The organism is Clostridium guangxiense (assembly GCF_021043395.1).
In the GTDB taxonomy this organism is placed as follows: Bacteria; Bacillota; Clostridia; order Clostridiales; family Clostridiaceae; genus Clostridium_S; species Clostridium_S guangxiense.
The window spans coordinates 1-18,994 of sequence record NZ_JAJNKE010000057.1 but is presented as its reverse complement, the minus strand read 5'-3'; the positions used below and the strand labels follow the sequence as shown (position 1 = coordinate 18,994).

The window sequence follows — 18,994 nt, the reverse complement described above, 5'->3', positions numbered from 1 at the left end:
ATACCATCAATAAAGCACCAGCAAAAGCTGGTGCTAATAATTAAAACTTTTTGGGACATTTTCAAAAATGCTTGACAGGATCTTTTATAATACTTTTTGAAGCTTCTTAAGGAAATAACCTGACAACGTTGGAACTATACCCAAGAATATTAAATATACATTTATAATATTCTTGCCATCAAAGCAAATTAGTAAAACTATCAGTATGCACACACTAACCGCTCTTCCGCCATTTAGCATAAAATCTCTACTTATCATATATTCAACTCTACTATCTTCATCATCAAGCACATCTATAACATTAAATGTTGCAGAATAAAGTTGTATCATAAAAAATGGAATACAAAACGCATCAACTATAGAGTATGCAAATATCGAAACATAAGATAATTTTAAAACTATAATAAGTGTGGAAATAAATGCACCTACAGTTCCTATTAAAATAGAAATCCTTCTTCTTTCAGGTTTTATTATTTTCTGCACCAAAACACAAGATCCTGAAGTTATTAATGCCGCTGTAAGTGCAAGAATTCCAAGGTTAAGCTCATTTTTCATTACTTGAATTGCAAGTATATTTATAAGAAACATCATTGTTGAATCTCTAAGTCCCCATAAGAAGTTTGATTTCTTTGCTATTTTCCATTCCTCACTACTACTGATTAAAACTTTCTTCATATCTAAATCTCCAGGAGAATTATCATGTTTAAATATAGAACTTACAAAAGCTAATATTATAAATATAATAAAGCTTATAAAAAAAACTATTCTATATCCAACAAATCCTCTAAATCTTGAAATTATATATGCCGCAGTTATTGGTCCGATAATCGATGCTATTCCACCAAACCCTCCATTAAGACCATTAAAAGTATCTCTGTTATTTAGACTTGTAAAATCAAAACACAAAACATTAAACGGAAGCCAATAAAAACCAGCTGCTATTCCATTTATAAAGCCTAATAAATATATGTATGGTGTTCCTTTTCCCCCTATGTAGAGTATAAGTGCATAAAAAATAGAATATCCTATTAATCCAATTCTCAGTGAATGTACTGGATTCTTTTTCTTTGATAAAAAACCAGCTGCAACAAATACGGTTGGAGTAATTAAGTATATTACTAAATTATATATAGCTATAACTACAAGATTTTTTGTTTCTCTCCAAAAAAATACATTTGTAAAAATGTTTGAAAGCCCTGTTGAAAATGTAAATAATGCACTCACAACAAGTAAGATTTTAGCATTTTTGCACATAAAACTTCTCCTTTTAGCTATTCAAATTAGTTTTAGTATATTATGTGCAAAATTTATATAAATTATTTTTTATTATAAAGCTTTTTATAAACATTATAGTCTGTCATAACCTTTTTTACATATTGATCAGTTTCTTTATATGGTATGTAATTAAGATTTTTTCCGTCTTGGGAATGCTTTGAACTGTTAAGCCATTTTTGAACATTCCCTCTTCCTCCATTATAAGCTGCAAGATATAATTTGGGATCATTATCAAATTCATCAGCAAGATTTCTAAGATACCAGCATCCCATTCTTATATTATATTCTGGATCATATAAATCACTGCTTTTAAAATTTGTTATGCCCATCTTGCTTGAGGACCATTCCGCAGTTTCGCCTGTTATCTGCATAAGTCCATATGCACCTTTATTTGATTTTGCCTTACTATTAAAATTACTTTCTGTTCTTATTACCGCTGCCACCAAATATGGATCAAGTTTATATTCATTGGAGTACTTAAATACATATGTGGAATACTTCATTGGATAAAACATCTTTACTACAACTTTTATATTAAAAGCCATAATTATAATGATTAACAAAATAATTATTTTAATAGTTTTTGATTTCATTTACAATCTCCTAATATTTTTATAGAATCCATTATTTTATCAACCTGTTTTGCAGTATATTCAAGGTTTATACCTGTATCAATTACAAAGTCAACATATTTTCTTTTTTCTTCAAGAGACATTTGTGAGTTTATTCTATTAATAACATTTTGCTCATCCATATTATCTCTTTCCATAACTCTTTTAATTTGAATTTTTCTATCAACAAAAACAAGTATATTAACATCCATTTCATTGTGAAGCCCGTTTTCTATAAGGGTAGGTGCATCTAGAACACACGCCTCTTCATCCATATCTTCACAAACTTTTATTTGCCTAAATATTGCCTTCTTTATATACGGGATTATTATGCTTTCGTACTGCTTTCTAATCTCTTGATTTTTAAATATAAAATCTCCAAATTTTCTCCTAATGAAATTATCCTCTTCATCAAAAAACTCAGTTCCAAAAGTATTTTTTATTTTATTCTTTATCTCAGGATATATGTATATTACCTCTCTTGAAATTTTATCTGCATCGATAATAGGCATACCTTTTTCCATTAGCATTCCAGCCACAGTGCTTTTACCCGTTCCTATTCCACCTGTAAGGCCTATCTTAAACATTTTATCACCCCTGAAATACACTTATTTAGCCTCATACCATGTCTTCCCGATATTTATGTCAACTTCAAGCGGAACTTTTAGCTCCATTACTTTTTCCATTTCTCTCTTTACAATTTCCTTAACTTTTAAAAGTTCATCATTATACACATTAAGTATAAGTTCATCATGAACCTGAAGTATTATCTTACTTTTAAGTTTTGACTCATTAAGTTTTTTATACACATTTACCATAGCAAGCTTTATGAGATCTGCTGCACTGCCTTGTATTGGTGTATTCATAGCAAGCCTTTCTCCAAAACTTCTCACCATTTTATTTGAAGCATTTATCTCAGGTATATACCTAATTCTATTCATTATCGTTGTTACATATTTATCTTTTTTACCTTTTTCCACGGCATTATCAAGATATTTTTTTACATTTGGATACCTTTCAAAATAAGTATCTATATAAGTTTTAGCTTCTTTTCTTGATATTTTAAGGTCCTGAGCAAGACTGAAATCACCAATCCCATAAACAATACCAAAATTAACTGCTTTAGCATTGCTTCTCATTCTAGGTGTTACATCCTCTATTGGAACTTTGAACACCTCTGATGCAGTTTTAGTATGAATATCGCTGTGATGTTTAAAAGCGTCTATTAGTTTTTCATCCCCAGATATATGTGCTAAAACTCTAAGCTCGATTTGAGAATAATCGGCTGAAAGTATCACGCAATCATCATTATTTGGTACAAATACTTTTCGAATTTCCCTTCCCATTTCACTTTTAATTGGTATATTTTGAAGGTTTGGTTCTGTACTTGAAAGTCTTCCAGTTGTAGTAACCGTTTGATTAAAGCTTGAATGTATCTTGCCATCCTTATCTATAACCTGTTTTAAACCTTCTACATAGGTTGAATACAACTTCGTAACTTGCCTATAGTTCATTATTTTTTCAATTATAGGATGTTCATTATAAAGCTTTTCTAAAACTTCAGCATTAGTTGAATATCCAGTTTTAGTCTTTTTTATAACTGGCAAGTCAAGCTTTTCAAATAATATTTTTCCAAGCTGCTTAGGAGAACTTATATTAAACTCTTCTCCGGCCATTTCATATATTGATTTTTGGGTTTCTTTTATTATAGAACTAAATTTATCTCCTAATTCCTGAAGTTCAAGCTTTTCAACTTTAAAACCTTCGTTCTCCATTGAAGATAAAACTTTTACAAGTGGAAGTTCTACATGGTAATAAAGTTCATCCATATTTAAGTCTCTAATTTTATTCTTAAGCTTTTCGTAAATTTCTTTAAGCACGTGAACTTTTTTCACTTCAAGCGAATCCCCTTCACCGCTTATATTTAAATTTAAAAGTTCTACTGACATATCAGTTAAATTGTATTCTTTTTGAGATGGATTTATGAGATATTCTGCAATAGCTGTATCGAATATAAGATTTTCAAGTTTGATTCCCATCTTATGAAGCACTGTATATCCAACCTTAATATTATGGCTTACCTTAGATGTCTTGCTGTCTTCGAAGAAAGCCTTCATGATTTTTTTTGTCCTTTCAGGATTTTCTTCGAGCATTTTTTTAACATTTATAACATATTCTTTACTACTGCTTAAATACATTTTATCTAAATAACTTTTTGAGTATACATTACCATCTTTTATTTCAAAAATCATATAAACAGTTTCTGCTGTTGACTTTAAAATCTCTTCAAATCTATCTATATTTTCAATAGTTTCATAATTTATTTCTTTAAGTTCATTATTTTGAGCCTTTCCACCTGGAATTTTCTCCAAAAGGCTCTTAAATTGAAGCTTCATAAAAATATCCCTTACACCATCTGCATCAAACTCTTCTTTTGATTTTATTGCATCAAGATCAATATCAAAAGGAACATTTGTCATAATAGTTGCAAGCTTTTTACTAAAAACAGCCTGTTCAGCATACTGTGTAAGATTTTCCTTCACTTTTTTTCCCTTTATTTCATCTATATTGTTAAGTACATTTTCAACACTTCCATAGTCTTGTATTAACTTAAAAGCAGTTTTAGGACCAATTCCAGGAACTCCTGGTATATTGTCTGAATTATCTCCCATAAGCCCTTTTACATCTATAAACTGTGTAGGAGTAACCCCAAATTCCTCAATCATCCTGTTTTTATCGTATATTTCTTTTTCAGTCATGCCTTTTTTGTTTATAACTACTTTTACGTTATCATCTGCAAGTTGAAGTGCATCCCTATCTCCAGTTACTATGTAAACTTCTATACTTCTTTCCTTTGCAAAACACGCAAGCGTTCCTATAAGATCATCTGCTTCAAACCCATCTATTTCATATATATTAATGGCAAGCTTACTTAAAAGCTCCTTTAGTACTGCAAACTGCTCAAACAGTTCTTCTGGCATTTTCTTTCTTCCTGCCTTATACTCAGAATACTCTTTATGTCTAAAGGTAGGCGCTTTTCTATCAAAAGTTGTGACTATATAACTAGGATTTATTTCTTCTTTCATTTTCAATAGCATTGTAATAAAGCCATATATTGCATTTGTATGAAGTCCCTCTTTATTTGTAAGAGGAGGTAGAGCATAAAAAGCTCTATTCATAAGACTATTTCCATCCAATATAAGTAGTCTTTCCATTTCCATCACTACTCCTCACTGTTTTTTATAAATTAGTATTACTTTTAAGACTTTATTATTATATCACAACTATTTGCAGTTATAATTTTTTTGTTGCAATATTTACAATATAAACTTAAAATATAAAATATATGACTATAGAGTAACGAGGTGTTTCAATTGATAAAAAATGATTACAGCAAAAAAATGGCTGAAGAATTTACATCTTTAATAAAAAAAATAGAAAAGTTAAATAAAAATAATGAAAATCCGTTTACAGAAATAGATAGCGCTTATAAAAAGTTTTTAGGCATAAGTTCTGGTTTTGCAAATAACATTTCAACTATAGATCTTATAAAACTTTTAAGAACAAATATGGTTCCTGATGGCAATAAACTCACTATAGCAGCCAAACTTCTCCTTGAAGAGGGTAAGATATGCGAAAAAAGCAATGATATAGAAAACGCTTTTTATAAATACGAAAAAGCATTTTCACTTATCTATGTAGTCTTTTACAATAACTTTGAATGCATATTAAATGAATACGAACAAATCGCAGGTGAAATCACCTCTCTCTTAAATGAATATGAACTTGACGAAAGAACAACCTTTAAAGTATTTAATTATTATAGTATTACGGGAAATTACGGTAAAGCCGATGAATATGTTTTCGAGCTTATAAACAATTTTTCCAATAAAGATAAATACAAAAATGAAGCAATAAACTTCTACAACAATTTACTTTCAAAAAACGACGATGAGCTAGAAAAAGGCAATTTATCAAGGGAAGAAGCAAAAGAAGCTTTAAAAGAAGTTGAGAACATTTAAAATAAAGAGAAGGGTTTTAACTCGCTTTGCTTGTTAAACCCTTCTCTTTATTAAAATAGTCCTCTTATAAAAGGAGCAATGTAAGGATTATACACAAAATATACAATTAAAAATATTATAAATCCAGCAAAACTTCCGACCACAGAACCATTTATACGAATCCATTGTAAATCGTCTCCAACCTTATCATCTATAAAAGCATTAAGCTTATCATTATCAAATTCATTAAGCGTGTCTCTTACCATTTTTCCTATTACGTAATGCTTGCTGTCAATTAGTTTTATTACTGCTTTTTTTACTGTAGTTTCTATACCGTAAATTGCTTTTTCATTTTCTAAAATAGAATAAAAGATCTTTTTGAAAATTGCAAATAAATACGAAGCTGCGTTAGAAATATCTTTTTCTTTATTACAAATTTCAACAGTAGTTGTAGAAAATAACTTTTCTATTAAAGCTTCAACATTTGAATCTCTTGTTATGTGATTTTTAATACTTTCTAATTCACCTTCATATTTGTTAATATTAGCTATATAATTTTTTATAGCATTATCTAAATCTTTTCTATAATAATTATCTTCTTGTTTTAACATTTCAAGTTTTTCTATTGCTTTTTCTACGAAACTATCTGTTAGAACATCTATGTCCACTACATCATCTTCAGTTTTACCCATCATAGCAAGACCAATTCTAGATAAAAATCCGCTTGTTTTTTCCTGCTTAATTTTGTAAATAATATCATATACATACTTAATGCCTTTTTCACTTTTCAAAAAACCAATTCCACTGTCAATTGCAAAATTAAGTATTTCACTATTTTTACTTTCATATATATTCTCTGCCGCGCTTTTTACAAGTTCTGAAGCATTAAGTTTATAGATATATTTTTCTCTTAAAGCAAATATAAAATTTTGAAAATGCTCTTTGCCAATGCTTGAAACAAAGTAATTTGATGCATCTAAAAGTTTTTGTTCAACATATGCCTTTTTCTTATCTGAAAGATTATTAAGTTTATCTCCAAGTTTTATCTTATCTATTCTACTTTCTAAAGAACTTACACTCAAAAGATCATTTTCAACAAAATTAGATAAACTGTCTATTATTTTTTCCCTATTTCTAGGCACAATTTCTGTGTGATACGATACACCCAAAGGTTTACTATATATTGCAGTTATAGCAAACCAATCTGCTGCTCCTCCAACAAGTGCTGCCTCCATAACTGCCATAAGCATTTCTGTATAAAAATTTTTACCAACCCAATATTGAATAGCAAGAGCAATTAAAAAGCCTATGCCCACACCGATAAGTGTTAAATTTGCCTTGTTTTTGTAATTCATACTACTTTACCGCCTTATTTTATAAAATTTATAAGTTAGATACTAAAAAAATAACAATTCCAACAAGTCCTCCTACAAGCGAGCCATTTATTCTTATTATCTGCAAGTCATCTCCAAATTTATCGTAAGCCAAATCTATTATTTCATCGCTATCAAATTTATTTAAACTCTCTTCAACAACTTTGCCAATTTCACTGTGCCTTGTTTCAACTAAATTTATAACAAAATTTCTTATAAGTGTATTAAACTCTTTTTTCATATTATCATTTTCTTTTAAAGCTTGAATTTTATCTATCAAAAGTAACTTTAACTTTGAATATGATTCTTCGCTTTTAAAATCAATTTTTAAAAATTTAAAATTTTGAGCTAAAATTTTCTTTAAATGAATAATCTGTTTCTTTACTTTTTCATCTGCTTTAATACTTTCTATAAATTCAAATATAAGCTTATCAACTTCTTCTCTCTCTTCACTATCTTCTTCTTTTACCTTTTCCATATATTTTAATATTTTTCTTTCAACAGAATCTGAAAGTATTTGAGGATTAAGAACAAAATTATATAAAAATCTGTCTGAAAAGGATTCTTCTCCTTTTTCACTCTTATATTTTTCAACTCCCTCACTTAATATGTCCCCTACAAAACCCAAAAACATATCCGATTGTGCAGCTTCCGATATTTCACCGCAAATATAATTGACAGCCCTATTATAATATGAACTTTTCATTCCATGCTTTAAAAGAGTATATGTATAATTTGCAAAATCCATATTATCATAATAATTTTTAGCAGTGTCCTTTACAATTTTATCCACATCTATTTTTTCTTTAACTTTATCAACAATATATGCAATTTTTTCCTTATCCTGAAAAGCTGGCACCTTCCATATCTCATTGTAAAAATCATAATGATTTATTTTATCATTAATCTTATCCTTATTTAATAAATCATTAACCACCATATCTCTTATAGTAAGAATGAATTTTTCTTTACTATTTCTAAGTATATCTGTTCTAAATATCTTTTTAGGCCAATTAAGTCCAAGAGGCTTTCTAAAGATTGCTGTAACACCAAACCAATCTGCAAGTCCTCCAATTAAGGCTGCACTACACATACTTGAAATAATGCCTCCCCAAAAATTACCTTTAAAAGCGCCGCTTATAAAATATCCTGCGCCAAAAATTATTAATATTACTGTTGCTTTATGTCTATTGCTACCTTTCAAATTAATCACATCCAAACTATTTTTTAATATGAATAAACCTCCTCAACTATTAAACTTTAAGTTTCGGACGGTTTAACTATACACACCTTTTAAAGCTAAAACATATATTATAAAAAGACAAAGCAATACATCTTCATATATTTGTAATTTAGCCTATAATATACGCTATTTACGACTTTTATTATATATTAAAACAATTTTTTTTAAAATATTAATCAACAAAATATTTTAATTATAAAGGTAATCATTAATAATTGAGATCAAATTATATTATCATTTGATAATTATTATTGTAAATTATTTCAATATTTTTTTATAAAACTATTGAAATATAGCCATTTTAAATTTATAATTAGTTTAATATTTTCTCAATTGATTAATATGATTGGAGAGATTGGCATGAATAAAAAAAATGCTGCAAAACTATCTATAATGTCAAACACTACCCTTATAATTTTTAAATTACTAGCTGGAATTTCTATGAACTCAATAAGCGTTATATCTGAAGGAATTCATTCTTCCATTGATCTTATAGCAAGCCTTATAGCTTTTATTTCTATAAAAAAATCATCAAAAAAGGAAGATGAAGATCATCCCTTTGGACATGGCAAATACGAAAATGTTTCTGGTTTTGTTGAAGCGATTTTAATACTGTTTGCTGCATTTCTTATAATATATGAGGCAGGCAAAAAATTATTTGAAAATACAGCTGTAGACAATATTAACTCTGGACTATATGTAATGTTAATATCTTCTTTAATAAACTTTTTTATATCCATGGCTTTATTTAAATCTGCAAAAAAGACCAACTCTATAGCTCTTGAGGCAGACGCAGCTCATTTACTTACAGATGTATTTACATCTTTAGGCGTATTTGTTGGTCTTATTTTGCTTAAAATAACTCATATAAAGTTACTAGATTCTATAGCTGCATTAACCGTTGCCCTACTGATAATTAAAACTTCTATAGATTTAATTAAAAAGTCCGTCAAGGATTTAGTAGATAGCAGCCTTGATAATATTGACATTGAAAAAATAGTGAATGTACTTAAAGAGTATCCAAAAGTAAAGAGCTATCATAAACTTAGAACAAGAAAAAGTGGCACCACAAGAGAAATAGACATCCATATACAAGTAATAAATACAGATTCTCTTACAGAAACCCATAATATTTGTTCATCTATAGAAAAAGAAATTGGTTCAATATTTCCAGATTCCTATATAGTGATACATCCTGAGCCATATGAAATGAAATAGTAATAATAGACTGCCTTTAATCATAATTTAATATATAAGGCTATGCATATTTAGAACTAAAGTATTAGCTTTATAATTTATTAAATGGTGGTCTTGTTTATGAAATCTATTAAATTTATTAAACTTTTAATATTAATGCTTATTTGTCTTATTGCTTCTGGTTGTTCCTTTTCGTTTAATCAAAAAAAGCCATACATATTTTACTATACAAATATGCTTTCAAAGGACTTCCATACAGAAAAGCAAATAAAGGTTTCACTAATTGATACAAGCTATTATAAAAATTACAATTTTAATTCTGATGAAATAAAAGATTTTTATAATTTCCTTGGGGCATTAAAAAAACACAATTATATAAAAAGACCTAAGGATCTTCCATACAAGCCACTTTATAGAGCATTTTTTACCTCTTCAAAGGATAAATATGTACTAGATGTTTACAATGAAAAATATATTGCCATATATCCTTGGGATGGCACCTACGAAAAAGATTTTTTAAATATATCTGATATTCCTGCTTCAATAAACCCTTATAGTTTATGCAAATATGTTATTCCAAGATAAAATAGGCTATGTTTCAAAAGAACACTTATTAAAAAAGCAAAAATGTAAAATCGACAAATAAACTTATTTTTGATATATTAAGTTTAGGAGGCGATTTTATTGTATTTCAAAGGAGATTTTCATACCCACACCAATGCTTCAGATGGTAAGTTTTCTGCTTATCACCTACTTGGCTTAGCTAAATCCTGCGGTATAGATATAATGGCTGTAACTGACCATGATACAACTGATAATTTAAATAATGCTATAAAAGAAAGTATGGATATAGGCTTAAAAGTTATACCAGGTATAGAGCTTTCAACACTTCATAACGGGGAAAGTGTTCACATATTAGGCTATTTTAGAGATTCCTCATATATGAAAAAAGACTTTCAAAATTTCTTAAATGATATGAAAGATTATAGAGTTTGGAGGGCAAAAAAAATAGTTTCTAATTTAAGTAAATATTTTAACATAAACTTGAATTATGAAAATGTAACAAAAAATACAAATGGTGTTATTGCAAGACCACATATAGCACGTGCTATAATTGCAGCTGGCTATAACTATACTACAGACTATATATTCGATAATATACTAAATAAAGAAAGTCCAGCCTATATTCCAAACAAAAAAGTTGGGGTTGATGAGGGAATTAAAATACTAAAAAATGAAAATGCAGTTGTAGTTTTAGCTCACCCAATATTAATTAAAAAAACCACTATAGAAGAAATGATAAAATTTGATTTTGATGGAATTGAAGCAATATATCCTCAAAACAGTAAAGAAGATACAAAACGCTTTATAGCTATTGCTAAAGAAAATAATAAACTTATAACAGCAGGCTCTGATTTTCATACAGATGATGCCGGGGATACGAAACACGGAAGATTGGGAAATATTTATTTAGACAGCGAAAACATAGATAAATTGTTAAAAAGGTTAAGTTAAGGGTTTTAACTCGTCCTACTCGTTAAAAGACTAATTTTTTCATTTATGTGAAAAGTGAAGGGTTTGACATAGCTTTGCTTGTCAAAGGTGAATTTTTTTGCCACAGCAAAAAGTTAATGATATACACATATTGGCGTTTGGGCATAGCCCATGTGATTCATGAACAAAATGTTAGGCAATTTCTATATTATGCTTTGCTACGGAAAAATTATTGACTTAAGTTAAAGATTTTCCGTAGTAAAATGGAGGAAAATCATCCTTAGCTTTTTATCGAAGATAAAAAAGTTCACCTTTTACGTGCACAGCATCGTAAAACCCTTCACCTTTCGCACAGCGAAAACCTTAGTCTTTTAACAAGTGAAGCGAGTTAAAACCCTTCACTAACCTATAAGAAATGCTAAATATCCATTTTTAGTTTCATAGATATCTGCTTTGCTTGCTATTTCCCATGGTGCATGCATATTTAAAAGAGCAACTCCACAGTCAATAACCTCCATTCCATATTGAGCAAGTATATATGCTATAGTTCCGCCGCCGCCTTGATCAACTTTTCCTAGTTCTGAAGTTTGCCATGAAACATTATGTTTTGAAAGTATGCTTCTAAGCTCTGCAATAAATTCAGGATTTGCATCGTTGCAGCCAGATTTACCACCTGCACCTGTATATTTATTAAACACAATTCCTTTTCCAAAATAAGCACAATTGTTTTTCTCCATTACTGATGGATAGTTAGGATCAAAAGCAGCACTAACATCTGATGAAAGCATTTTTGAATTAGCAAGCGCTCTTCTAACTTTAAGTTCGCTGTAATCACCGCATAAATTCATAATTTCTGCAACAGTGTTTTCAAAGAATCTGGAGTGCATTCCTGTTGCTCCTATACTTCCAACTTCTTCTTTATCAACTAAAAGAGTAACACAAGTTTTATCGGTTTCTTTCATTTCTACCATTGCCTCAAAAGAAGTATATGCACAAATTTTATCATCCTGGCCATAAGCCATTATCATACTTTTATCAAATCCATAATCTCTTGCTTTTCCTGCTGGAACCACTTCAAGTTCTGCTGATACAAAATCTTCTTCATCTATCCCATACTTTTCATTAAGTATATTAAGAATATTATCTTTTACTTTATTTTTTGTTTCCTCATCTTTTACTGGTATACTTCCAACTAATATGTTTAAATTTTCGCCTTCTATACCCTTAGATAATTTTTTATCAAGCTGTTCTCTAGAAAGATGTATAAGTAAATCTGAAACACCAAATACAGGATCATTGTCGTCTTCTCCAACTATCACATTTAGAACTGTTCCATCTTTTTTTATAATAACACCATGTATTGATAGAGGCAGTGTAACCCATTGATATTTTTTTATTCCACCATAGTAATGAGTTTCAAACATAGCCATTCCTGTATCTTCATATAATGGATTCTGCTTCAAATCGAGTCTTGGTGAATCCACATGTGCGCCTAAAATTTTCATTCCATCTTCAAATTTTTCTTTACCTATAATGAACATGGCAAGTGTTTTTCCTTTGTTATTTGCATAAACCCTATCTCCAGGTTTTAATGCTGCTTTTTCCTTTATAAGGTCTTCAATATTTCTATATCCTTTTTCTTCTGCAACTCTTATAAATTCTGTTATACATTCTCTTTCCGTCTTACACTTTGACATAAATCCTTTATATCTTTCTCCAAGTGCAAAAACTTTTTTAAATTCACTCTCATCGTATTTGTTCCATGCATTCTTATATTCTTTTTCAAATGCTCCTTTTTTTGTTTCAACCATACTGTCATCCTCCAAACTAAAAATAATGTACCAAATGCAATAAAAATGGCATCACGGTACATTTTAATTTATTTTATACTTTTTATAAATGTTATATACATCTTAATCTGTAATTATACCATTCATTCTAACATCATACTCTTCCATTGGAACATTTTCAACAACTTGAAAGCTATAGCATAATCCAATTTTAGCTGTTGATTTTTTTAATAACTTTAAATATCTATCGTAAAAACCAGCACCATATCCAAGTCTTCCACCATTTTTATCAAATGCAAGCCCAGGAGCAAAAACAACGTCTACTACTTCTGGATTAGCATATTTATCACTACAAGGCTCTAAGATACCATGCTTACTTTTTTCCAGATCTGAAAATCCTTTTATTTCTATAGTTTCCATGCCATCTTTTCTAGATATAACTTTTGGCACAAAAATTCTTTTACCTTCTTTTAAAGAATGCCTTATTATTTTATGAGTATCAACTTCAGAATTATAACTTACAAATAAAAATATATTAGTAGAACTTTTGTATTCGTTACTATTTATTATATTGCTAAAAACCTTATTGTCTCTTATTTGTTTTTCATGCTCATCCATATTATTTCTAATTTGAAGCATTTTTTTTCTTATATCACTTTTATTCATGAAGACCTCGACTAGCCTCCTCCATTCTCTTATTTATAGTGTCAACTGGAGAAATTTTAGTATTCAAGCTATATCTATAATTTACAGCTGCTGTTTCTATTATTACAGCAACGTTTCTTCCAGGTCTTAAAGGCAAAGTCATTTTTCTTACAGGAATATTTAAAATTTCTATATACTCATTAGCTGTTCCCAGCCTATCATAATCTTTTCCTTCCTTCCATTGTTCTAGATATATTACAAGATCTATAGTCTTTCTTGTAAGAACAGAACTAAGACCATATAAAGCCGGAACATCTATTATGCCCATTCCTCTTACCTCAAGCATGCCTGTCGTTATATAAGGAGAAGTTCCACTCAATATTCCTTCTACTTCCTTTATATCAACCGCATCATCTGCAACAAGCCTATGTCCTCTTTTTATGAGCTCAAGAGCAGTTTCGCTCTTTCCTATACCACTTTCCCCTGTAATAAGTATACCTATTCCATAAATTTCAACAAGCACACCATGCATTCTGGTTTCAGGTGCTAATTTTTCATCCAAATATCCCATAATTTTACTTATAAACCTTGTTGTATGTGTATTAGTCCTAAGAACCCATCTATTATACTCTCTAGCACTTTCCAATAATTCTTCTTGTGGTTTAAGACCTCTTGCTATTATAGTACATGGAGTATCAAATCTAAAGAATTTTTCAAGCCTTTTTCTCCTAAGTTCTAACCTCATGGCATCAAGAAAACTCCACTCAGTTCTTCCTATAACTTGTACTCTTTCACTCGCAAAATAACTATAAAAACCAGTAAATTGCAAACCAGGTCTATTTATATCACTTAAATTTATTTCTATGCCCTTTTCACCCTCAACTAAAACTTCTAATCCCAAATCTTTAATCAAATTTTCCACATATACAGGCATCCCAATACCGCCTTTCATAAACTCAAATATATAATTTTATTCTATCACTAATTTGCTTTTATTCAAGTCATGTTTTGCTTCTACAAACCTTATTGTACCAGTTTTTGATCTCATTATAACTGAATGCGTTGTAGCCCATTCATCTTTAGAAAATACTATTCCCTTAAGCAAATCACATTCAGTTATAGCTGTAGCTGCAAAAAATACATCATCGCTTTTTACTAAATCGTCTATTCCTAAGACTTTATCAACATTATTTATTCCCATTTTTTTGCATCTGTCTATTTCTTCTTGAGAATGTGGTACAAGCTGAGCCTGCATTTCTCCACCCATGCACTTTATTGCAGCTGCAGCTATAACTCCTTCTGGTGCTCCACCTATTCCCATAAGTATATCTATTCCTGTGTCTTCAAATCCACATGCAAGTGCTGCTGCTACATCTCCTTCACCAAAAAGTTTAACACGTGCTCCAACCTCTCTTGCAGCATTTATAATATAATCATGTCTCTCTCTTTCCTGAACTATAACTGTAAGCTCTGAAACATCCTTTCTAAGGGCTTTGGCAACATTTATTATATTTTCCTTTGGTGATTTATCTATATCGATAGCTCCTTTAGCTTGTGGCCCTACAACTATCTTTTTCATATACATATCTGGTGCATGAAGAAGACTTCCTTTTGGTCCCATAGCAATTACAGCAACAGCATTTGGAAGTCCTTTTGCTATTAAAATAGTACCATCTAATGGGTCTACTGCTATATCCATTTCTGGCATATATTCTTTACCTACTCCTAATTTCTGACCTATATAAAGCATAGGGGCTTCATCTAATTCGCCTTCTCCTATTACAACAGTTCCTCTAACTGGCATAAATTTAAATGCTTTTTCCATTCCATCAACAGCTGCTTGATCCGCTGCCATCTTGTCTCCTCTTCCCATATATTTTGAAGATTCAATAGCAGCCGCTTCTGTAACCCTTACTAAATCCATTGATATATCAACATCAAACATTAATTAATTTACCTCCAATATATTATTAAATTTATTTACACAATATATAATATCAGTTTTTCTTAAACATTCAAAATTATTTTCATTAAAAAATAATTTTTATTATATTTATTGTGACCTATTTTGACTTATTCTATTATTTACAATTATTTACATATAGCTTTTTTTCAACATTTCCAATTCAAGCCAGCAATAAACTTTAAGTCATTTACATTATTTTCCAGACGTAAAGAATCATTTTTAGTAGATATTTGTATTAAATTGACATGCTAAAAAGTTTTACATGAAATGAATTATTTGGTAAAATAAAATCACAATAAAAACTTGTTGCTCACATTTTAATTTATTTTTTATTTTTTAGTTTTATAGTTGATATATTGTTTTTATTTTGTCAGGAGGTGTTATTATGGGTTTTGAACTTGCGGTATTAATCTTAAAGATTGAGCACTACAGAAATGACTTATATTCATTAATTAGCAATAACAATTTAACTGATCCAAATGTAGTGTCATGCAGTCAAAAACTGGACAAGCTTTTAACTCGTTATGAGCAGATGAGGCCTTATATACAGCAATCAGCAGCATAGTGTATTTAGTCAAATATAAGTGTTAAAATCCTGCTTTTCACTAAAGTTATTTAGATAAACTAAGTTCTAAAATACAATAAAAAATTCACTATTAAAGTTATTTTTTATTGTTAAGATTACACTCAGAGCGGCTGTTACAAAGTAAGAATAAGTAAAGTACACATATAATCACTTTAATGCCAGTAATTTTTTTATTGACATTAGTTTCCGGTTATTCTTACCTCATGGATTTTGTAACAGCCAATTTTATTTACCGTTTTGTTTTGAAATAAATAACTTCATAAATATATTATTATAATTTTGCTTTAAACACAAAAAAGTTTGGATTAACCTCCAAACTTTTAAAATACTTATATTTAATTAAACTTACATAGTTTTTCATTCCATTCCGACATAGAAACATAATCAAGTGGATTATCATAAAAAAACCACTTAAATGTACCAGATTTTGAACCAAAGGTTTTATTATACTTTTCCAACATATTATTAAATTTATCATCAGCATGTAGATAAGGGTCATCTTTATCAAGCTTTAAAATATACCTATACTTATAAAAATTACCTCCACCAAAATCTTCAAAAAACATATTAGGATTAGTAGTTAAAAAAGTTACTTTTTTTTCTATGATTTTTTCTTTGCCTAACTTTCTTTTTGCTCCTACACTTGGAATTAATTTGCTATACTTTCCATTTGAGAAATGATAAAGTATCATTCTTTTACACCTCATTTCTCTTATAATGCTACCACTAATGAGCTCAAAAGTATATATTTTATAAAATAAAAATAAGCAGACCTACAATATTGTAAACCTGCCTATCTTTATAATGGTAGCCCCATCGGGAATCGAACCCGAGATTCCGCCTTGAGAGGGCGATGTCTTAACCGCTTGACCATGAGGCCATGAATAAATGCTCAATGTTTCAATTCCTGAGCACCTATTTATTATACCATTTTATTTCATACTTTCAAGTACTTTTTTTTTTATATACCTATAATATTTGCATTTAAGATAAATTATCTATTTATTTCGCCAAAATCCAAGCTTATCCATGTTGATACATATATAATAAAGTCAAATTTCGCAATTTTATAATTTTAACTCATCAAGAACATCATCAACATCAAATTCCTGATCTTTATCAAAAAATATGGCTATTGCTTCACTATATTCATAATCATCCGCACTAACATTGTAAACTACAAACTGAGTTCTTATTCCGAGTTCATCCATGCATTTTTCCATTATTTCGCCTATATTATCTGCAGCTAAATCATCGAGATATGGGAGAAAAAATTCGCCATACCATACTTCACCACGAGATTCTCCATCACATTCATCATTTGCAAAAGCTTCTGCTGCATTTAGTTCATCTGTATCAAAATCATAGTAAAATCTTAAGACTAGAACTTGTGACTTATATTTTATTTCCTCTATATCTTCTATGTCCTCACTCCTAATAAATTCCATAATCTTATTCTTATCCATATTTTCACCTCAAATTTTTTAATAAATATTTATAAACTTTTTTGGTTAAAGTTATAATATATAATATATACAAAATTCATATTATCATATAATATGCTAATATGAAATATTTATACAAAATTATTTTATGCATGATTATTATTTTCTTAATTTTTTAAATATTTTGCATATGAATTTACTACTTTATATTTTTTATATTTAATATATAATAAGTTGTCAGAGGACTTAAATTCTTTAAATTTAATCGCACTTATTATAAACACTTAGTTAATTTTTTAGTTCTTTTTGGGAGGTATAATAATGAACATAAACTTAATAGGCGTACCACTTTATTACGGTTCTGATAAAAAAGGCGCAGATCTCGGTCCAGACAAAATACGTGAAAATAGCGTAATGGATATATTCCATAAATACAATCATAATGCCTATGATCTTGGAAATATCTTTGTCCCAAAAGTATCTGATGAAGACAAATTTTTATTTCATAATAAAATGAAATTTTTAAAACCAATTGTTGATGTTACCACTAACTTAGCTGAAGAAGTATATAACTCTTTATTTTCAGGGAAGTTCCCATTTATAATAGGTGGTGATCATTCTCTTGGTCTTGGCAGCATTTCAGGTGCAAGTAAATTTTATGATAATCTAGCTGTTATATGGGTCGATGCACATGGAGATATAAATACCGATAAAACAACTGAATCTGGAAATGTGCATGGTATGCCACTAGCTGCTGCTATGGGTATAGGTTCACCAGAACTTACAAATGTATATTACAGCGGAAGAAAAGTAAAACCAGAAAATGTATTTATAATTGGAGCACGTGACCTTGATGATGGGGAATATGCGTTGATTTCAGACAGAAAACTAAATGTATATTCTACAAAGGATATACATGATTTAGGCATTGAAGCTATATTACAGGATATACACAAAAAACTCACCCAAAATTCTGTGGAAGCCGTTCATTTAAGTTTCGATATAGACTGTATTGATAAATCATTAGTACCTGGAACTGGAACTCCTGTACCCAACGGTATGAGTATTGATGAAGGTAAATATCTTATTAAATATCTTATGAAAACTAAATTAGTTAAATCAATGGATTTAGTTGAATTTAATCCACTCCTTGATAAAGATGATAAAACTCTAAAGGTAGTGATGAATTTAATAGACTGTACTTTCAAAAATCTTAATAATGACGTAAACAATATTTTTTCTAATATAGCAGTAGAAAAAGCATAAAACAATACAAAAATTCCAGATACAAGGGATTGTCAAGAAAAATGTGTAAGTTATATTAATAATATTCATCTGGTAGGATTTCCTACCAGTATTTTTTTATCT

18 protein-coding genes and 1 tRNA gene are annotated in these 18,994 nt (G+C 29.3%); 6 read left to right on the top strand and 13 right to left on the bottom strand.

Annotated features, from left to right (window positions below; genetic code table 11):
* Positions 1 to 84 precede the first annotated feature (84 nt).
* The 4 genes from LQK79_RS19365 to polA all read right to left on the bottom strand — a co-directional run bounded on the left by LQK79_RS19365 (position 85) and on the right by polA (position 5,107).
* Positions 85 to 1,254, bottom strand: coding sequence for an MFS transporter (locus LQK79_RS19365; protein ID WP_231017566.1), 1,170 nt, complete (start codon positions 1,252 to 1,254; stop codon positions 85 to 87).
* 62 nt (positions 1,255 to 1,316) lie between these two features.
* Positions 1,317 to 1,868: a lytic transglycosylase domain-containing protein gene (locus LQK79_RS19360; RefSeq protein WP_231017565.1), complete on the bottom strand. Its 552-nt coding sequence runs from the start codon at positions 1,866 to 1,868 to the stop codon at positions 1,317 to 1,319.
* A complete protein-coding gene (gene coaE, locus LQK79_RS19355) occupies positions 1,865 to 2,473 on the bottom strand; it encodes a dephospho-CoA kinase (RefSeq protein WP_231017564.1) in 609 nt (202 codons plus the stop codon). The genes LQK79_RS19360 and coaE overlap by 4 nt, the downstream gene beginning before the upstream one ends.
* A gap of 21 nt (positions 2,474 to 2,494) precedes the next feature.
* Positions 2,495 to 5,107 (bottom strand): DNA polymerase I, encoded by a 2,613-nt coding sequence (polA, locus tag LQK79_RS19350; protein WP_231017563.1) that lies wholly within the window; start codon positions 5,105 to 5,107, stop codon positions 2,495 to 2,497.
* Between the two features lie 153 nt (positions 5,108 to 5,260).
* On the opposite strand from polA, the gene LQK79_RS19345 reads away from it, so the two are divergent.
* A complete protein-coding gene (locus LQK79_RS19345) occupies positions 5,261 to 5,908 on the top strand; it encodes a DUF6483 family protein (RefSeq protein WP_231017562.1) in 648 nt (215 codons plus the stop codon).
* Between the two features lie 50 nt (positions 5,909 to 5,958).
* On the opposite strand, the gene LQK79_RS19340 is transcribed toward LQK79_RS19345, so the two are convergent.
* Complete coding sequence (locus LQK79_RS19340) at positions 5,959 to 7,242, bottom strand: DUF445 family protein (protein ID WP_231017561.1); 1,284 nt, start codon at positions 7,240 to 7,242, stop codon at positions 5,959 to 5,961.
* Positions 7,243 to 7,270: 28 nt separating this feature from the next.
* The gene (locus LQK79_RS19335; RefSeq protein WP_231017560.1) at positions 7,271 to 8,464 is read right to left on the bottom strand and encodes a DUF445 family protein; all 1,194 of its coding nucleotides are present in this window, start codon (positions 8,462 to 8,464) and stop codon (positions 7,271 to 7,273) included.
* Positions 8,465 to 8,863: 399 nt separating this feature from the next.
* On the opposite strand from LQK79_RS19335, the gene LQK79_RS19330 reads away from it, so the two are divergent.
* From LQK79_RS19330 to LQK79_RS19320, 3 genes are all read left to right on the top strand, one after another.
* Positions 8,864 to 9,721, top strand: a complete 858-nt coding sequence (locus LQK79_RS19330) for a cation diffusion facilitator family transporter (protein WP_231017559.1) — start codon at positions 8,864 to 8,866, stop codon at positions 9,719 to 9,721.
* 99 nt (positions 9,722 to 9,820) lie between these two features.
* Positions 9,821 to 10,285: a DUF4883 family protein gene (locus LQK79_RS19325; RefSeq protein WP_231017558.1), complete on the top strand. Its 465-nt coding sequence runs from the start codon at positions 9,821 to 9,823 to the stop codon at positions 10,283 to 10,285.
* Positions 10,286 to 10,384: 99 nt separating this feature from the next.
* A complete protein-coding gene (locus LQK79_RS19320) occupies positions 10,385 to 11,215 on the top strand; it encodes a PHP domain-containing protein (protein WP_231017557.1) in 831 nt (276 codons plus the stop codon).
* Between the two features lie 380 nt (positions 11,216 to 11,595).
* On the opposite strand, the gene LQK79_RS19315 is transcribed toward LQK79_RS19320, so the two are convergent.
* The 4 genes from LQK79_RS19315 to glpX form a co-directional block, all read right to left on the bottom strand.
* Complete coding sequence (locus LQK79_RS19315) at positions 11,596 to 13,005, bottom strand: aminopeptidase (RefSeq protein WP_231017556.1); 1,410 nt, start codon at positions 13,003 to 13,005, stop codon at positions 11,596 to 11,598.
* A gap of 102 nt (positions 13,006 to 13,107) precedes the next feature.
* Complete coding sequence (locus tag LQK79_RS19310) at positions 13,108 to 13,650, bottom strand: 5-formyltetrahydrofolate cyclo-ligase (RefSeq protein ID WP_231017555.1); 543 nt, start codon at positions 13,648 to 13,650, stop codon at positions 13,108 to 13,110.
* Positions 13,643 to 14,563: an HPr(Ser) kinase/phosphatase gene (gene hprK / locus LQK79_RS19305; protein WP_231017554.1), complete on the bottom strand. Its 921-nt coding sequence runs from the start codon at positions 14,561 to 14,563 to the stop codon at positions 13,643 to 13,645. The genes LQK79_RS19310 and hprK overlap by 8 nt, the downstream gene beginning before the upstream one ends.
* 36 nt (positions 14,564 to 14,599) lie before the next feature.
* Complete coding sequence (gene glpX / locus LQK79_RS19300; protein ID WP_231017553.1) at positions 14,600 to 15,574, bottom strand: class II fructose-bisphosphatase; 975 nt, start codon at positions 15,572 to 15,574, stop codon at positions 14,600 to 14,602.
* A 406-nt stretch (positions 15,575 to 15,980) separates the two neighbouring features.
* Here glpX and LQK79_RS19295 point away from each other — a divergent pair, with 406 nt between their 5' ends.
* Complete coding sequence (locus LQK79_RS19295; RefSeq protein ID WP_231017552.1) at positions 15,981 to 16,160, top strand: aspartyl-phosphate phosphatase Spo0E family protein; 180 nt, start codon at positions 15,981 to 15,983, stop codon at positions 16,158 to 16,160.
* A 356-nt stretch (positions 16,161 to 16,516) separates the two neighbouring features.
* On the opposite strand, the gene LQK79_RS19290 is transcribed toward LQK79_RS19295, so the two are convergent.
* From LQK79_RS19290 to LQK79_RS19280, 3 genes are all read right to left on the bottom strand, one after another.
* Positions 16,517 to 16,873 (bottom strand): hypothetical protein, encoded by a 357-nt coding sequence (locus LQK79_RS19290; RefSeq protein ID WP_231017551.1) that lies wholly within the window; start codon positions 16,871 to 16,873, stop codon positions 16,517 to 16,519.
* 113 nt (positions 16,874 to 16,986) lie between these two features.
* Positions 16,987 to 17,061: transfer RNA gene (locus LQK79_RS19285), tRNA-Glu, on the bottom strand.
* Between the two features lie 187 nt (positions 17,062 to 17,248).
* Entirely contained in the window at positions 17,249 to 17,647 is a 399-nt protein-coding gene (locus tag LQK79_RS19280; RefSeq protein WP_231017550.1) for a hypothetical protein, read from the bottom strand.
* 300 nt (positions 17,648 to 17,947) lie between these two features.
* On the opposite strand from LQK79_RS19280, the gene rocF reads away from it, so the two are divergent.
* Positions 17,948 to 18,892, top strand: coding sequence for an arginase (rocF, locus tag LQK79_RS19275; RefSeq protein WP_231017549.1), 945 nt, complete (start codon positions 17,948 to 17,950; stop codon positions 18,890 to 18,892).
* Positions 18,893 to 18,994 lie beyond the last annotated feature (102 nt).

What these genes read in the sequence shown, in the direction of transcription:
- rocF (WP_231017549.1), top strand. Translation starts at nt 17,948, where the DNA reads ATGAACATAAACTTAATAGGCGTACCACTTTATTACGGTTCTGATAAA.
- LQK79_RS19290 (WP_231017551.1), bottom strand. Translation starts at nt 16,873, where the DNA reads ATGATACTTTATCATTTCTCAAATGGAAAGTATAGCAAATTAATTCCA.
- LQK79_RS19280 (WP_231017550.1), bottom strand. Translation starts at nt 17,647, where the DNA reads ATGGATAAGAATAAGATTATGGAATTTATTAGGAGTGAGGACATAGAA.
- polA (WP_231017563.1), bottom strand. Translation starts at nt 5,107, where the DNA reads ATGGAAATGGAAAGACTACTTATATTGGATGGAAATAGTCTTATGAAT.
- LQK79_RS19295 (WP_231017552.1), top strand. Translation starts at nt 15,981, where the DNA reads ATGGGTTTTGAACTTGCGGTATTAATCTTAAAGATTGAGCACTACAGA.
- coaE (WP_231017564.1), bottom strand. Translation starts at nt 2,473, where the DNA reads ATGTTTAAGATAGGCCTTACAGGTGGAATAGGAACGGGTAAAAGCACT.
- glpX (WP_231017553.1), bottom strand. Translation starts at nt 15,574, where the DNA reads ATGTTTGATGTTGATATATCAATGGATTTAGTAAGGGTTACAGAAGCG.
- LQK79_RS19330 (WP_231017559.1), top strand. Translation starts at nt 8,864, where the DNA reads ATGAATAAAAAAAATGCTGCAAAACTATCTATAATGTCAAACACTACC.
- LQK79_RS19325 (WP_231017558.1), top strand. Translation starts at nt 9,821, where the DNA reads ATGAAATCTATTAAATTTATTAAACTTTTAATATTAATGCTTATTTGT.
- LQK79_RS19310 (WP_231017555.1), bottom strand. Translation starts at nt 13,650, where the DNA reads ATGAATAAAAGTGATATAAGAAAAAAAATGCTTCAAATTAGAAATAAT.
- LQK79_RS19340 (WP_231017561.1), bottom strand. Translation starts at nt 7,242, where the DNA reads ATGAATTACAAAAACAAGGCAAATTTAACACTTATCGGTGTGGGCATA.
- LQK79_RS19315 (WP_231017556.1), bottom strand. Translation starts at nt 13,005, where the DNA reads ATGGTTGAAACAAAAAAAGGAGCATTTGAAAAAGAATATAAGAATGCA.
- LQK79_RS19365 (WP_231017566.1), bottom strand. Translation starts at nt 1,254, where the DNA reads ATGTGCAAAAATGCTAAAATCTTACTTGTTGTGAGTGCATTATTTACA.
- LQK79_RS19360 (WP_231017565.1), bottom strand. Translation starts at nt 1,868, where the DNA reads ATGAAATCAAAAACTATTAAAATAATTATTTTGTTAATCATTATAATT.
- hprK (WP_231017554.1), bottom strand. Translation starts at nt 14,563, where the DNA reads ATGCCTGTATATGTGGAAAATTTGATTAAAGATTTGGGATTAGAAGTT.